The following is a 14,902-nucleotide window of genomic DNA, read 5'->3' as shown; positions in this document are numbered from 1 at the left end:
CTTTATTTTTTTATCCAATTATATACGTTCCAAATAAAAGAATAAAAAATCATATAACCAAATAAAGAATATGTATGGTTCCAATTCGCACTATGTACAAATAAACCTAAACTTTCAGCAATCTGTTCAAAAAGGCTAGCGCAAATACCGATCGAAATAATAAATAGAATTCTAGAAACTTTAGATAATTTTTTTGAAATGTGTATAAAGATAACTGTTAAAATCGGCAGTACGAACAATGTAAAAGCTATATTAACTAAAAATGTGGATGAGAAGGGTCTAGCTGGAAAGGAATATATTTGTTTATGAACAAAAAAAGCATCTAAACAAGTTCCAATAATAGAAGAGAGAAAGATTGTAACTACTAATGCTAGAAACTCATTCTTCTTCTCGGAGGAGGACATTTTTCTTTGCGAGAATTGCGAGTTCAATTTTTTCGAGTGTTTTGCAGTAGTCTTCTGTAATTTGTCCATTTATATTTTCCTCCTTATCAACTAAGTAATTTACAACTTGCCAATCGGTAAACCAATCTTCACTGTCAACTTCTTCATGCTTCATATCTCGCCATGCATAGACGAGTGAAGGACTGTATATACGATAAGCGCCACTTCGCAACTGGCATTTTTTTATTCGGCGCTTATAAAACTCACGGGAAAAAGATTCATTTACACTTGAAAATAAATGGGGCCAGTAATCTTTCCTTGAGCCTGTATGCGGATGATGTTGGGCCCAGCTTATTATTTGAGATAAAACATGTGTATCTCGAAATAATAATGAATACAATCTTTTTCCAATTAATATGCGTTCATGTAAGGAAGTGAAATGTTTCATTGTATCACCAAATAGTAATACTTTTTGTTTTTTATCATTTTCGTAGAATGGGAAAAGGATATGATTAAACTGAAAGAAATCAAAGAGTTTAAATCCAATACTATTTAGTACAGTCTTTTTAAATTGTACATTTTGAATCACTCTTTTTTCTAAGTAGTTTTGTTCATTAACAATAGTTGCAATCGCTAATGTTTTTTTGTTGCCTGTTTTCCAAAAATCGTTCCACATCGTTTCCATAAATGTAGAAACATTTAGGTGAGGGAGAAGGTGAAATAACTTTTGTGATCTCTTTACACTTTGTTCGTAAAGTAAAAATTGAGGGTATACATCTTGGAAAATAAGCCAATTCCCTCTTTCTAAAAAAGAAAAAAATATGAATTGATCTTTCTCTGATAAAATTCTCGTATATAAATCGCCCTTTAAATCAGTCATATTCCAACCGCCGTTACGTGATACCATATGCCCAAGCAGTGCCCAATGTATTTCTGGATATTGAATGTAAAATTGGTAGTATGCGCGTGTTCTTGTAACATTATTTTTATTTAGCTGTTCTGTTTGTATTTTTATTTTGTTGATGATGAGTTGCTCTTCTTTCGTTAATTTATACATGGTATCAGAAGGAATAAGTTTGCTTTTTTGTTTCAATTCATTTTTTACATCGAATAGGGAGAGAGGCAGTGCTTTGGAAGGTCCGTTATATGTATGATATGAATTGTGTCGGTCCATTCCGTTACCTCCCTTTTTCATAAATTTAAACATGATTATTGGCTATGAATCATTCTATTTATTTTATTACGAGTATAAGAAATAAATGAGCGGTGTTTTTTTACAAGGAATTTATTTATCATGCAAACAGTATAAAAAATCTTACTGTTGTGAGGTGAAATGAAAAACAGAAACTAAGTTTAATAGTTTCTGTTTTTTTATTTTGTCAATTAAATGTAACAAACGACGATTATGATTTGAATCAATTGAAAATAATTCAATAAATATTATTTAAATTGAGATGTTTCGTAGGAGGAAAAGGAATGTTAAATAAAATAATTTTAATTACTGGTGGTACAGGTTCGTGGGGGCATGAACTTATAAAACAACTATTAGAAAAATCACCGAAAGAAATTAGAGTTTTTTCAAGAAATGAAACGGTCCAGTTTGAAATGCAGCAACAGTTTATAAATGATGATAGGTTAAAATTTATTATTGGAGATATTCGTGATAAAGATCAACTAGTCTATGCTTGCCAAGGTGTACATTATGTGTTCCATCTTGCAGCTTTAAAACATGTTCCAGTATGTGAGTATTATCCTTATGAAGCTATAAAAACCAATATACATGGTACGCAAAATGTAATTGAAGCCTCTATACAGATGCAAGTTGAAAAAGTTATATATGTTTCAACGGATAAAGCAGCTGATCCATCAAATACGTATGGGATGACAAAAGCAATTGGTGAAAAATTAATGGTTCATGCGAATATACAAACGAAGAAAACAAAATTCATTTGTGTTCGTGGTGGAAATGTTTTAGGAACGAGTGGAAGTGTAGTACCGCTTTTTAAACAACAAATTAAAAGATCTTCACAAGTAGGGATTACCGATGCGAATATGACTAGATTTTTCTTAACAGTTGAAGATGCTGTTGGGTTGTTATTTAAAGCCGTATCTCAAGGTAGAGGCGGGGAAATCTTTGTTATGAAAATGCCGGCATGTAAAATAACAGATTTAGCAGAATTGTTAATTGAATATTCAGGAAAAGAAAATGTTAAGGTAAAAGAGGTAGGGATAAGACCGGGTGAAAAATTAAGTGAAATGCTTCTATCTGAGGTAGAGAGTAAAACAAGTATAAGTTTTGATCAAAATTATTTTGTGGTACTACCGACTATTCCTATTGAAGGACTTCAAGAATATTATGCTAGCTATCCGCTAGTGGATGTGAAGAGTTTTAGTTCTCAACAAGACTTGCTTGCAAAACATGAGGTGAAACAAATGCTATTAAAAGGAGGGTTTTTGCGATGAAAAAAAATGCGAGCCTTTTAATAACTGGTGCAAATGGTTTCACAGGACGCCATGCTTGCCAATATTTTTTAGAGCAGGGCTTTCATGTAATTCCTATGTTTCAAAATCGTGCACATAGAGAAAAAATTAGAAATGGTATTACTTGTAATTTAACTAATAAGAGCGAAGTAATGAAGGTAATGAAACAAATAAAGCCAGACTACGTATTGCATTTAGCAGGAAGGAATTCGGTTATAGAATCTTGGACAGCTGCTCTTGAGTATATAGAGATTAATGTAATAGGAACGTTATATTTATTAGAAGCAATTAAGCAAGAAGCCTCGCATTGTAGAACATTAGTTATAGGATCTGCTTTGCAAGCAGATAGTATGAACGAAATAAAAATTTCAAATCCATATAGTTTAAGTAAAACGATGCAAGTCATTATTGCAGAGGCTTGGGGAGGATTAATGGATTCAAATATTATCATTGCAAAGCCCTCAAACTTAATTGGTCCAGGGGAATCGAATGGCATTTGTTCGATTCTCGCAAAGAAAATGTTAGATATAGAATCAGGTAGAAGTAAATCCATTATTGAAGTAAACAGTTTGAAAGATAGTAGAGATTTTCTAGATGTACGTGATGCGATTAAAGCGTATCATGTGTTATTACGAGATGGAATAAATGGAAAACAATATAATATCGGATCAGGAGTAAAACGATCTTTATTAAATGTACTAGAACAATATAAAGAATTAACACAGCTAAATTTTTTTATAGAGGAAACAGAGAAAAATGGGAGCAACTCAAATGAGAGTTTAGCAATAGAGGAAATAAAAAGGTTAGGTTGGATCCCAGAAATTGAATTTCATCAATCATTAAAAGATGTACTTGAGTATGCGAAGTGTAGTGACATCTGCATGCAATGAAAAACAAAAAAGGGTGTAAGAAATATATGAATGATTATGAAATAATAGATAATCAAAATACGCTATTTCTTTCAATTGTTGATACGTTGGATTGGAGAGATGAAGAAGCGCATGTATTGCATCTTTATGAGGCAATACATAAATATCAAGCGTATGTAGAAGAAAAAAGGGTTAATCAAATAAAGTCAGCATTAGAGACGGAAACTAGATATGTGATTCAAATCTTTGCTCAATACGAGTGTAGTGAGTATGGAAATGATTTTTATGAACTCATTAACGATCTTTTACAAGATATAGAGGTGGAGTTAAAGATTTATATAAAAAATAATAAGTTTATTTACATTTAAAAGGTAAAGAGAAAGCTAGATTTTTAATAATAAAGGTGGGTATAAGTTATGAGCAAAACGATTCTTTTTACTGGGGGCGGTACAGCTGGACACGTTATGATTAATATTGTATTAATTCCTAAATTTATAGAGAAAGGCTGGAGAGTCGAGTATATTGGATCAAAAAATGGAATTGAAAAATCATTAGTGCAAAATGTTAAATACAATAGTGTTTCAACGGGCAAGCTTAGGAGATATTGGGATTGGGAAAATTTTAAAGATCCTTTTAAAATTATACGAGGTTGTTTACAAAGTTATAAATTAATTAAGAAAACAAAGCCTGACGTTATCTTTTCAGCAGGAGGATTTGTTTCAGTTCCTGTAGCTATAGGAGCATGGTTAAATCGTGTGCCTATAATTATACGTGAACCAGATAGCACATTAGGACTTGCCAATAAAATAGCATTACCTTTTGCTACAAAGCTATGCACAACATTTCCTCAGACAGGAGAAAATGTAAGTAATGAGAAGAAGGTTTATGTAGGACCAATTGTAAGGGAAGAAATTGAGAAGGGTAACGTATTACGAGGAAGAAGATATTGTGAATTTCAGCAAGATAAACCAGTATTATTAATTATGGGTGGGAGTCAAGGTGCTAAGTGGATAAATGATATGGTAAGGGAATGTTTAGATACAATACTATTAAACTTTAATATTATTCATATATGTGGTAAAGGAAAGGTAGACCCATCTATTGGCATGGAGGGGTATATGCAATTTGAATATATAGGGGACGAGTTGCCGCATATACTAAATATGGCAAGTGTTGTAGTTTCCAGAGCGGGTTCTACTGCTATTTCTGAATTGTTATTTTTGAAGAAACCGATGTTGCTTATCCCGTTAACTAACAGTTCCAGTAGGGGAGATCAAGTTTTAAATGCTGAATATTTTTCACGGCAAGGATATGCTGAAGTTATACTCCAAGACAGAGTAAGTACGAATACATTTATACATGCAGTAAATAAGTTGTATACAAATAAGGAGAAATATATTCAAAACATGAATGGATATAAGAAAACAAATGATGAGGGAATTCATCAAATAATAGATATAATAAATGAAGTGGTGAAGTAATAGAAATGTAAATAGAAAAACAAAAGGAAAGAAGGTATCTTCTTTCCTTTTTACTATATTTGTTCAAATTCATTATTATTTATTCTAATTAGTTATGTACTATCGGTGAATGCCGTTTTCTAATAGCTCAGTAAATGCATGAATATGAATAGGTTTACTGTAATAATAACCTTGAATAAACTGACATTTATTTTTTTGAAGGAAATTTACGTGCTCTTTTGTTTCTACACCTTCAGCAATGACAGACATTCCTAATGTATTTGCTAATGTGATGATCGTTTTAATAATTTCCATTCCATCATCACATGTTTCAGACATTGTAATAAATTCTCTCGGGATTTTTAACGTATCAATTGGATATAAAGGTAAGTAGGCTAGCGAAGAATAACCTGTACCAAAGTCGTCGATTGAGATGTGAATCCCTAAACTTTTTAGTGTACGCAGTTTTATCAATGTTTCTCGCTCATCCATCATTGCAATTCGCTCTGTTAATTCAAGATCAAGAGAGCTTGCTGGTAAACCTGTATTTGTTAAAGTAGAAGAAATAGATTTTACAAAATCCTCTTGTTCAAATTCTTTAGCAGATAAATTTACACCTATTTTTAAATGTGAATATCCGAGTGCGTGCCAACGTTTCATTTGCTTACAAGCCTGCTCTAATGTCCATTTTCCTATTGAAATAATTTGTAGTGTTTCTTCTGCAATCGGAATAAACTCGTATGGAGAAATAATACCTAATTCAGGATGATTCCACCTAATTAAAGCTTCTGCACCGATAATTTTATTAGATTCACTATCAACTTGAGGTTGATACAAAAGGAACAATTCTTCATTTTGTAGTGCGTTTGGTAAATCTTTTTCTAATCGTAATCGTCTTTCAATTTTTTTAGCGATTACATCGTCATAAATAGAGACAGAATTAAGCTCTTTTGCTTTTGCATCATACATTGCAACATTAGCGTTTTTCAGAAGTGTAGCGGTATCGATTCCGGAATGTGGATAAATAGCGATACCGATACTCAGTGATAAAGTTAATTTATGCTCATGTATGATAAATGATTTTTTCATGCATTCAAATAATTGGTTACATAATTGGAATAAGTAATCTTCGTCAGTATAGTTTTCAATTATGATTGTAAATTCATCGCCACCGATTCTTGAAAGATGAGTATGTGATGGAAGACATGATTGGAATCGCTTTGCTACTTCTTCTAATATGTAATCTCCTGACGAATGTCCAAGTGTATCGTTAATTGCTTTAAAGCGATCTAAATCTAAATATAATAATGCAAACTCGCTTTCTGTTATTTTAGCATTTTTTATAACTCTCTTTAATTTCTTATGGAAAAAGGCACGGTTCCCAATTTTCGTTACAGTGTCATGGAATGCTAAATATTTTATTTCTTCTTGCTGTTTTTTTAGTGCAGTAATATCTTTCACCATAATATAGCTTCCTGAAATTTGTCCGTCTATTATAATAGGAATGATTGTAACGTATAAAAAATAAGTAAAGCCATCTTTATATTGAGAACTAAGTTGTAAGAATGCCGATTCTTGTTGTTTCACTTTTTCTAATGCCAATGCTAGCTTATGCTTATCTTCATCTAAAATGATTGAAAAACAAGTTTCACCTAGTAGCTCATCCGTTGGTGCCCCAAGTAGTACACTCCCAGCCTTATTTACATTTAAGAATATTCCATTTAAATCAATGGTGAAAATAGGGTCAGGATGATATTCATATAATGATTTAAACTTTTGTTGTTTTTGAGAAAGAGCCTCTGATTTATGAACTAAATCAGACGTCCGTACAGTAACTTTTTCTTCTAGTTGGGCATTAAATGCCTGCAAACGTTTTGTTAAGGAATTGTTTTGCATACGTACGATAGAATGACGAATGAGTACGAAAATAAAAGTAATACAATTCCCTGTAATGAGAGTTGAAGATGATGTTTGTTCTTTTAATGTAAACCCGATTAGTATTGCAACAGCAAGATAGGGAAATACAACTAAAGCTTTTTTTCCTATTATAGGGTTTACAATGAAATAATTTTTATGGCTATTATGATCTTCTGAAATAGAGCCAGCTATTGCAATAAGTAATATAGGTATTCTATATAAAAGACGTAATAATGTTATTGTTTCTGTTGATAAGTGGTTATTTAAGTAAAAATAAATATAGTTAAAAGTTGCAGAACTTATTAATACAAAAATAAATATATAAATTTTCCGTTTGGAATTAAAAATTGTTGGACGGAAAAAGAGACTAACACCTAGCAGTAGAAATAATAAATCTGCAATTGGATATAAAAATGAAAGGAAAACATCCCCTAGTGAAAGAGCGAATATATTTAAATTTGGCTGATTAAATAAATACCATTCTAATGTAAATATGGAAGTAAGCACTATGCATATATCACAAATAAAGAACGCTTTTTCCCATTTATTGCATTCCTTTAAAATTTTATAGCAGAAAGCGATAAGACAGAAAAATAGAAAAAACATGTAAAATACATCAGAAATAGTAAAACGATCTATTGGAATTTCGAAGAAGCTATCTTGATATGTATATACTATTTTCCCTAATAAAAAACTACCAATTGCTATTGTAATACATATCCAAAACGGATTTGAACTGACTTTTTTAGAATATATAGAGTAAATCAGTGATACAAATGTAATGGCTTCAACGACAAGTGAAGCGAAGCGTACATCTGAATTTGAAAAATGAGTAGGGAACAGATAGAAAAACATAAAATAGATTGAATAGCATATTAATGTTCCGATTAATATACATAATTGTAAATTTTTATTTAATTTCAATGAAATCACCTTCTTTAATTATGCACTATGTTCGTTATATCTATACATAATAATATTATTTAAGAATTGTATCAGATTTCCTTATAAAAATCATGTTTATAAGGAAAGTGTTAAAGAGTATAAGTATTCTTAAAGTTGAAAAAATATTGCGGTTGATAGTATAGACTGTATCAAGACTTTAAATAGAAATTGTATATTTAGTCATCCTTTGAATTGTAAAGTTTTTTTAGTGATTTGTAAGTGGAGATGCAAAATTGCATATAAAATGATGGGGATTTTTATTTTTAGTCTGAAAATTAATATTTGTAGAAATGTTAGGAAAAGATATAAAATAAGAACGTGTATTCTTACAGAGTGGAATAGTATTGCCACTAAATAGGGAGGTTTTTTTATGATATATCGAATTAAAGATGCAGAAATATACTATGAAATTGTGGGGGAGGGTAAACCGGTCATTATCATACATGGCTGCGCTCCTGACCATAGGTTAATGATGAAATGTATGGAATCAGTATTTCAGAAATATGAAGGTTATAAGCGAATATATATTGATTTACCTGGAATGGGAAAATCGAATGCTCCAAATTGGATAAATAGTTCAAATCGTATAGTAGATGTGCTTATCACATTTATTGAGGAAATCATTTCTACTGAAAAATTTTTATTGGTAGGAGAATCATATGGAGGCTATTTAGCCAAAGGTATACTTACAAAGATGTTTGAGAGAGTTAGCGGATTATTATTAGTATGTCCTGTTGTTGTAGCGGAGCCAGAAAAAAGGATTCTTCCAGATAAACAGGTAATTGTACAAGATGAGGAATTTTTAAATACGCTCACTTCCACAGAAAGAGAGGAATTTTGTGAGTTAGCTGTAATAGCAAATGAATATACATATAAGCGATTTAAAGAAGAAATTAAGCCTGGGTTAGATGTTGCTAATTATGCATTTATTGAAAGGTTGCAAAAGAATTACTCTCTTACTATGGATTTTCAGCATGAAAAATATGAAAATCCCGTTCTTTTACTGACTGGAAGACAAGATATATCAGTAGGTTATCAAAATATTATAGAAATTATTGAAGAATATCCAAGGGCAACGTTAGCAGTGTTAGATATGGCAGGGCATAATTTGCAAATTGAGCAGCCTGAATTATTTGAGAGTTTAGTAGGAGAATGGATTAGACGAACAAATCAGCACAGTTTATAAAGTATTTTAGTATTACCCCTAAGTGTTGAAATGGGATAAATGAACTTGATTTATTAACTTATCTCGCTATTTGCCGGGCAGCCCGATTAGTGAGGGCTGATTAAAGTTTCACTTTATAAAAAATTTTAAGGAGAAATTATGAGCACATATATTTATATGGTTAGACATGGTGAATCACCAAAACTAGAAGGAAATGAAAGAATGCGCGGGTTAACTGAGAGGGGACATATGGATGCCCGTGGAGTAACTGACATATTAAAAGCGGAGAGGATTGATACTTTTATTTCCAGTCCTTATAATCGGGCTATGTTAACGATAGAGGAGTCAGCTAATTTCCATGAAAAAGAAATAGTAGCATATGAAAATCTTAAAGAGTGTATGTTTTCAAGTGAGGATCAGGTTATATCAGACAAGGAGGTGTATCCACTTGTACAGAAGATGTTCTCTAATCCGGACTTCGCACGAACGGAAGGAGAGTCATATGCAGATTGCCAGAGAAGAGTAGTGAAAGTATTAAAAGAAATCTTAATGGATTTTCGAGGATGCAAAATTGTAATTGGTACACATGGGCTTGTCATGACATTAATGATGAACTATTTTGATAAACAATATGGTTTTGAATTTTTAATGAATACGTCAAAACCGGATATATATAAGATGGAATTTAAAGAAGAACAATTAATGAATGTAGAGAGATTATGGAAAGCTGAATAAAATTAGTTGCATGGATTTTGTTGTAAAAGTTACTTTTATAGCAAAGTCTTTTTTTGAATAGAAAGCATCTTTATCAACTATTGTTAGAATGTTAAATAAATAAGTAATTATTCAGTCTTTGAATAAATTATGGAGAAATTGGTTTAGGGAAACAATTTTAAATGTGTCAAAACTCCAAACGTTGGATTTATATTCAATAGGAGAAAAAGATGTAGAATTTTGTCTTACAGTCCCCGTTTACTTTTCATTTCATTACATATAGGCTTTGTGGTGTAAGGGAGGACATTACCTTTACGCAAAATCTATAAGGAGGTCATTGTAATGAAACAGATTAAAAAGTTTGCGGGAGTTGCTTTAGCGGGGACGATTGGATTAAGTGGACTACTGTTTTTAGAACCAAGTGTAAGCGTTGCGGAAGCACAGCAAGTGAAAGTAGAAAATTTCAATACAATTGATGTAACGATGAATCTAAATGAATTGTATGTATTAAGTGGCAGAAGCATTGATATTCTTTCTGGAGATAAAGAAGCAATTCAGTTAAATAAATACACAATTAGTTTTAATAAACCTGGGAAGTATGTGATTAAAGTAAATGGCTGTATTTATGATGATGTATATACTTTTATTGTAAATGAGTAGTATATATTCTTAAATTGCGAGATAAAAACAGAAACACCCTATTTGCGATGAGAGTCGTAAATAGGGTGGATTTATTTGTATTAAGCTGTACTTTAAATATGTTCGCTAATTTTCTTTTTGCCATGTAAAGTATGTAAAAGTGTTTGAAACATCTTAAATGATTGCTGAAAGATTGGACTTTGAATAAAGGTGTACAGAAAAGTTACGATGAAAACAGGACCTCCTAGCATAAATCCAATAACTAGTACAATACATTCTACTATGATTCTAGCACGGCTAATAGAAAGTCCTGTTTTGTCTGAAATAGTAAGCATGAATCCATCACGGGGTCCAGCGCCAATCCCAGCCGCAACGTACATACCTCCCCCGATACCTGTAATGGCAATACCAGAAAATAAAATGAGTAAGTTTATCCATAAATAATTACTAGCGTCTGGAAGCATGTTTGATTGTAAGAAAAAGTCCATAATGGGACCGATAAGTAGTGCATTCAAAAATGTCCCCACATTTATATATTTTCGATCTACTAGTAAAGATATTAGAACGAGACATAACCCACATATGACACTCCACGTACCGATGGTCCATCCAAACTTTTGGTAGAGAGCCATATTTAAAACTTCCCAAGGGTGCAAGCCGAGAAATTTAACTTTGACTGCAAGAGCGTTTCCAAGGCCAAAGAAAATTAATCCTAAGAAAAAAAGAAAATAGCGAAAGAGAGTTAGCCTCATCTTTACAACCTCCCATATTTTATAATTATGTATGTTACCTGTTACGGTTTTAATGTACAAATATTATGTCTTTTTATCATTCGTTTAAAAATGTTAACAATGTAAATGAAATATACATCTTCACAGTCAAAAAAGTTAAAATATTTCGTTTTAAGGATTATAATGGAGAGAGAAACATAAAAGGGAGTGAATGAACTTGAAGCAAGAACTTATTGAAAGATTTACGAGATATGTAAAAATTGATACGCAATCGAATGAAGAAAGTCATACAGTACCAACAACACCAGGACAAATTGAGTTTGGTAAGTTATTAGTGGAAGAGCTAAAAGAGATTGGGTTAACAGAAGTAACGATGGATGATAATGGCTATGTAATGGCAACACTTCCAGCTAATACGGACAAGGATGTTCCTGTAATCGGATTTTTAGCCCATTTAGATACGGCAACAGACTTTACAGGGAAAAACGTCAAACCACAAATTCATGAAAATTTTGATGGTAATGCAATTACGTTAAATGAAGAGCTAAATGTTGTGTTAACACCAGAGCAGTTCCCGGAATTACCATCATATAAAGGACATACCATTATTACAACTGATGGTACAACACTTCTAGGAGCAGATGATAAAGCTGGTCTTACAGAAATTATGGTTGCAATGAACCATTTAATACATAATCCGCAAATTAAGCACGGGAAAATAAGAGTAGCATTTACACCGGATGAAGAAATTGGTCGTGGGCCAGCGCATTTTGATGTAGAAGCGTTTGGTGCATCATTCGCTTATACGATGGATGGAGGTCCATTAGGTGGTTTAGAGTATGAAAGTTTTAATGCTGCAGGTGCTAAGTTAACGTTTAACGGAACGAATACACATCCTGGAACAGCGAAAAATAAAATGCGCAATGCTACTAAACTTGCTATGGAGTTTAATGGGTATTTACCAGTAGAAGAGGCGCCAGAATATACAGAAGGCTATGAAGGATTCTATCATTTACTTTCTTTAAATGGTGATGTTGAGCAAAGTAAAGCGTATTATATTATTCGAGACTTTGATCGTGAAAATTTTGAGGCACGTAAAAATAACGTTAAAAATATTGTGAAGACTATGCAAGAAAAATATGGCGAAGATGCAGTCGTTTTAGAAATGAATGATCAATACTATAACATGCTTGAAAAAATTGAACCGGTAAGAGAAATTGTTGATATTGCATATGAAGCAATGAAAAGTTTAGACATTGAACCAAATATTCATCCGATTCGCGGAGGCACAGATGGATCACAATTATCATATATGGGATTACCGACGCCGAATATTTTCACTGGTGGTGAAAACTATCACGGTAAATTTGAGTATGTTTCGGTAGATACTATGGAAAAAGCTGTTCAAGTTATTGTGGAAATTGCAAGACGTTTTGAGGAGCAAGCTTAAAAAAGAACCAAGTAGTACGAATGTGCTACTTGGTTCTTTTAATATAGTACTCGCCACAAATAAAAAGTCGCATAAGACTCCCAATTAGCCCAGTTTGCCGCGAAATCTTTTATTTCATTTTTAGTCGGTTTATTTTCGGAACCTGTTATAAATTTAATTGCATTATGCAGACCAACATCATCAATTGGAAAAGCCGAAGGAAATCTTAAACAACGCATTAAAACATAGTTGGCAGTCCATGGTCCTATACCATGGATAGCAGTTAATTGTTTCTCAGCAACCTTTACATCTTGTGTTTGCAGTAAATCCTCTTTTGATAATTTTCTCTCTGTAATAAGCTTCGCAATACCGATTAAATATTCACATTTTCTAGTCGTCATTTTTAATTGTTGAAGATTTTCTACATGTAGATTTGCAATTGTTTCAGGTGATGGGAATATCCAATGTTTTCTACCGTCCCATTCTACATAACTTCCAAATTGCTCAACTAATCTCCTTTTTAGCGTATAAGCATATGTTAGGTTAATTTGTTGACCGATAATTCCCCAGGAAAGTGCCTCAAATAAGTCTGGAATGCCTAAAGTACGAAGGCCATAATATTGTTCAATTGGTCCTTGAAGGAGTAAATCATGTTTAGCTAATGTATAAAATGGGGCTAAATCAGTAGTTAAATCAAACCATTCTTTTACATAGTTAACTACAGCTTCACGTATCGATTTTTCAGATGTATATGGTTCTTCTAAACAACGTATTTGAATATTTCCATCTGTATTCACACTAATTTCAACTAAAGGATTTACATCTTGAACAGGGATAACTTTATAAATTTTGTTATCTTCAATATGGAACATACATTCATTGTTCGAACGTGATAGATAGCGTAAATTTTCTTGAAAACAAAATTCTTTCGGAACTGCTACAGATAATACGCTATTATATTCTGCTGTCATATGAATTCCACCTGCAACTTTTCTAATGTAAGCAATTTTTTCTTCATTTCTAATCCGCCCCTAAATCCGGTTAGTTTCCCGTTCCTCCCAATAACGCGATGACAAGGAATTGTAATAAGAAGAGGGTTAGCAGCAATAGCAGAAGCAACGGCGCGCACAGCTTTAGGTTTTTGAATTCTTTCAGCAATTTCTGTATAAGAATATGTCTTCCCGTAAGGAATTTCACGTACCGTATTCCAAACAGATAATTGAAAATTAGTTCCATAAGCATCGATAGGAAATGTGAAAGTTCCTCGCTTGTTTTCTAAATACTCGATAACTTCTTTCGTATATATTTGCAAGTAATCTGGACTATGGGTCAATATATGTTGGGGCAGTTTTTTTCTAGCCCATATATTTAATTCTTCAAAGTTTTCGTCTTGTGATCCAATGAAACATAGTCCATTTTCAGTTGCAGCAATATGAAATCGCCAATTTTTATGTGTAAGTAGCGTCCAATATATATAATTATTTTTGTAGGAATTCATTATCGTATCCCTCTTTCATTTCGTTCTTTTTTCGATATTCAGTAGGAGTAAATCCGGTTTTCTTTTTAAATAAAGTTGCGAAATACTCTGGGTTTTCTATCCCGACAGCAGTACTAATTTCTTTAATAGATTGATTTGTGTGTAAAAGGTATTCGGTTGCTTTAAGAACCCTGAATTGTTGTATATATTCTATAGGAGTTAGCCCTATTATTCTTTTGAAAGTACGCTGTAAATGAAAAGGGCTACCGTGACACATTTCCGCAAGCATGTCGAGAGTTAAGGATTCGTCATAATGCTTTTCGATATAGTCTTTAATTTGTTCTACCCACTCTTCATTAGGTAAAGTGATCCCGTTTGGCTTACAACGTTTGCACGGGCGAAAGTTTTTACTTAATGCTTGCTCTGCATGATGAAAAATTCGTACATTGTTTCTATTCGGTATTCTTGATTTGCATGATGGTCTGCAAAAGATTCCAGTTGATTTCACAGCATAAAAGAATTTGCTATCATAGGAAGAATCATTATGAATAATTGCTTGCCAATACTCATTTGTTAATGTAACTCCTTCCTTGTGCATAGAACATCACCTCTGAAATTAGTATAACCTGAATAAAGTGCGTATGTATGTATTCATAAATGTAAGAGCAAGATTACAAAGGTGAAAATATGAT

General features: G+C 32.4%; 15 protein-coding genes. 8 read left to right on the top strand and 7 right to left on the bottom strand.

Annotation, left to right across the window (positions count from 1 at the left end; all coding sequences use genetic code 11):
* Positions 1-2: 2 nt before the first annotated feature.
* Both AC1Q51_RS05855 and AC1Q51_RS05850 read right to left on the bottom strand, forming a co-directional pair.
* A complete protein-coding gene (locus tag AC1Q51_RS05855) occupies positions 3-404 on the bottom strand; it encodes a CBO0543 family protein (protein ID WP_015406501.1) in 402 nt (133 codons plus the stop codon).
* Positions 379-1,557 (bottom strand): DUF2515 domain-containing protein, encoded by a 1,179-nt coding sequence (locus AC1Q51_RS05850; protein ID WP_090977236.1) that lies wholly within the window; start codon positions 1,555-1,557, stop codon positions 379-381. The genes AC1Q51_RS05855 and AC1Q51_RS05850 overlap by 26 nt, the downstream gene beginning before the upstream one ends.
* A gap of 302 nt (positions 1,558-1,859) precedes the next feature.
* Between AC1Q51_RS05850 and AC1Q51_RS05845 the strand changes: the two genes are divergently transcribed.
* The 4 genes from AC1Q51_RS05845 to murG are packed head-to-tail and all read left to right on the top strand — an operon-like array spanning position 1,860 to position 5,214.
* A complete protein-coding gene (locus AC1Q51_RS05845; protein WP_090977238.1) occupies positions 1,860-2,846 on the top strand; it encodes a UDP-N-acetylglucosamine 4,6-dehydratase family protein in 987 nt (328 codons plus the stop codon).
* On the top strand, positions 2,843-3,754 hold the full coding sequence (locus AC1Q51_RS05840; protein WP_492331438.1) for an SDR family oxidoreductase: 912 nt from the start codon (positions 2,843-2,845) through the stop codon (positions 3,752-3,754). Before AC1Q51_RS05845 ends, AC1Q51_RS05840 begins: the two co-directional genes overlap by 4 nt.
* Positions 3,751-4,101 carry a DUF6572 domain-containing protein gene (locus tag AC1Q51_RS05835; RefSeq protein WP_071713492.1) on the top strand — a complete coding sequence of 117 codons (351 nt, stop codon included), beginning with the start codon at positions 3,751-3,753 and terminating at the stop codon, positions 4,099-4,101. Before AC1Q51_RS05840 ends, AC1Q51_RS05835 begins: the two co-directional genes overlap by 4 nt.
* Before the next feature lie 48 nt (positions 4,102-4,149).
* Positions 4,150-5,214, top strand: coding sequence for an undecaprenyldiphospho-muramoylpentapeptide beta-N-acetylglucosaminyltransferase (murG, locus tag AC1Q51_RS05830; RefSeq protein ID WP_053563777.1), 1,065 nt, complete (start codon positions 4,150-4,152; stop codon positions 5,212-5,214).
* 99 nt (positions 5,215-5,313) lie between these two features.
* Here the strand turns inward: murG and AC1Q51_RS05825 are convergent, their stop codons facing one another.
* A complete protein-coding gene (locus AC1Q51_RS05825) occupies positions 5,314-8,034 on the bottom strand; it encodes a putative bifunctional diguanylate cyclase/phosphodiesterase (RefSeq protein ID WP_044307328.1) in 2,721 nt (906 codons plus the stop codon).
* A gap of 391 nt (positions 8,035-8,425) precedes the next feature.
* Here AC1Q51_RS05825 and AC1Q51_RS05820 point away from each other — a divergent pair, with 391 nt between their 5' ends.
* The 3 genes from AC1Q51_RS05820 (at position 8,426) to AC1Q51_RS05810 (ending at position 10,594) form a co-directional block, all read left to right on the top strand.
* Positions 8,426-9,241 (top strand): alpha/beta fold hydrolase, encoded by an 816-nt coding sequence (locus AC1Q51_RS05820; RefSeq protein ID WP_492331437.1) that lies wholly within the window; start codon positions 8,426-8,428, stop codon positions 9,239-9,241.
* 138 nt (positions 9,242-9,379) lie between these two features.
* A complete protein-coding gene (locus AC1Q51_RS05815; RefSeq protein ID WP_492331436.1) occupies positions 9,380-9,955 on the top strand; it encodes a histidine phosphatase family protein in 576 nt (191 codons plus the stop codon).
* A gap of 321 nt (positions 9,956-10,276) precedes the next feature.
* Positions 10,277-10,594 (top strand): hypothetical protein, encoded by a 318-nt coding sequence (locus AC1Q51_RS05810; protein ID WP_000809495.1) that lies wholly within the window; start codon positions 10,277-10,279, stop codon positions 10,592-10,594.
* 92 nt (positions 10,595-10,686) lie between these two features.
* On the opposite strand, the gene AC1Q51_RS05805 is transcribed toward AC1Q51_RS05810, so the two are convergent.
* Complete coding sequence (locus tag AC1Q51_RS05805; protein ID WP_001241256.1) at positions 10,687-11,325, bottom strand: YczE/YyaS/YitT family protein; 639 nt, start codon at positions 11,323-11,325, stop codon at positions 10,687-10,689.
* A gap of 196 nt (positions 11,326-11,521) precedes the next feature.
* Here AC1Q51_RS05805 and pepT point away from each other — a divergent pair, with 196 nt between their 5' ends.
* A complete protein-coding gene (gene pepT, locus AC1Q51_RS05800) occupies positions 11,522-12,754 on the top strand; it encodes a peptidase T (RefSeq protein ID WP_000807014.1) in 1,233 nt (410 codons plus the stop codon).
* Between the two features lie 38 nt (positions 12,755-12,792).
* Here the strand turns inward: pepT and AC1Q51_RS05795 are convergent, their stop codons facing one another.
* From AC1Q51_RS05795 to AC1Q51_RS05785, 3 genes are read right to left on the bottom strand one after another with little or no spacing between them, the layout of a single operon-like run.
* On the bottom strand, positions 12,793-13,704 hold the full coding sequence (locus AC1Q51_RS05795; protein ID WP_065222995.1) for a DNA-3-methyladenine glycosylase 2: 912 nt from the start codon (positions 13,702-13,704) through the stop codon (positions 12,793-12,795).
* Entirely contained in the window at positions 13,701-14,231 is a 531-nt protein-coding gene (locus AC1Q51_RS05790) for a methylated-DNA--[protein]-cysteine S-methyltransferase (protein WP_065222996.1), read from the bottom strand. The genes AC1Q51_RS05795 and AC1Q51_RS05790 overlap by 4 nt, the downstream gene beginning before the upstream one ends.
* Complete coding sequence (locus tag AC1Q51_RS05785; protein ID WP_090977240.1) at positions 14,212-14,808, bottom strand: bifunctional transcriptional activator/DNA repair enzyme AdaA; 597 nt, start codon at positions 14,806-14,808, stop codon at positions 14,212-14,214. The genes AC1Q51_RS05790 and AC1Q51_RS05785 overlap by 20 nt, the downstream gene beginning before the upstream one ends.
* Positions 14,809-14,902: the final 94 nt, after the last annotated feature.

The organism is Bacillus sp. MT94 (genome assembly GCF_058792475.1).
This window is presented reverse-complemented; position numbering and strand designations above follow the sequence as displayed.

Excerpts from the sequence above, each read along its gene's own strand:
- AC1Q51_RS05855 (WP_015406501.1), bottom strand. The coding sequence starts at position 404 with ATGTCCTCCTCCGAGAAGAAGAATGAGTTTCTAGCATTAGTAGTTACA.
- AC1Q51_RS05850 (WP_090977236.1), bottom strand. The coding sequence starts at position 1,557 with ATGGACCGACACAATTCATATCATACATATAACGGACCTTCCAAAGCA.
- AC1Q51_RS05845 (WP_090977238.1), top strand. The coding sequence starts at position 1,860 with ATGTTAAATAAAATAATTTTAATTACTGGTGGTACAGGTTCGTGGGGG.
- AC1Q51_RS05840 (WP_492331438.1), top strand. The coding sequence starts at position 2,843 with ATGAAAAAAAATGCGAGCCTTTTAATAACTGGTGCAAATGGTTTCACA.
- AC1Q51_RS05835 (WP_071713492.1), top strand. The coding sequence starts at position 3,751 with ATGAAAAACAAAAAAGGGTGTAAGAAATATATGAATGATTATGAAATA.
- murG (WP_053563777.1), top strand. The coding sequence starts at position 4,150 with ATGAGCAAAACGATTCTTTTTACTGGGGGCGGTACAGCTGGACACGTT.
- AC1Q51_RS05820 (WP_492331437.1), top strand. The coding sequence starts at position 8,426 with ATGATATATCGAATTAAAGATGCAGAAATATACTATGAAATTGTGGGG.
- AC1Q51_RS05815 (WP_492331436.1), top strand. The coding sequence starts at position 9,380 with ATGAGCACATATATTTATATGGTTAGACATGGTGAATCACCAAAACTA.
- AC1Q51_RS05810 (WP_000809495.1), top strand. The coding sequence starts at position 10,277 with ATGAAACAGATTAAAAAGTTTGCGGGAGTTGCTTTAGCGGGGACGATT.
- AC1Q51_RS05805 (WP_001241256.1), bottom strand. The coding sequence starts at position 11,325 with ATGAGGCTAACTCTCTTTCGCTATTTTCTTTTTTTCTTAGGATTAATT.
- AC1Q51_RS05795 (WP_065222995.1), bottom strand. The coding sequence starts at position 13,704 with ATGACAGCAGAATATAATAGCGTATTATCTGTAGCAGTTCCGAAAGAA.
- AC1Q51_RS05790 (WP_065222996.1), bottom strand. The coding sequence starts at position 14,231 with ATGAATTCCTACAAAAATAATTATATATATTGGACGCTACTTACACAT.
- AC1Q51_RS05785 (WP_090977240.1), bottom strand. The coding sequence starts at position 14,808 with ATGCACAAGGAAGGAGTTACATTAACAAATGAGTATTGGCAAGCAATT.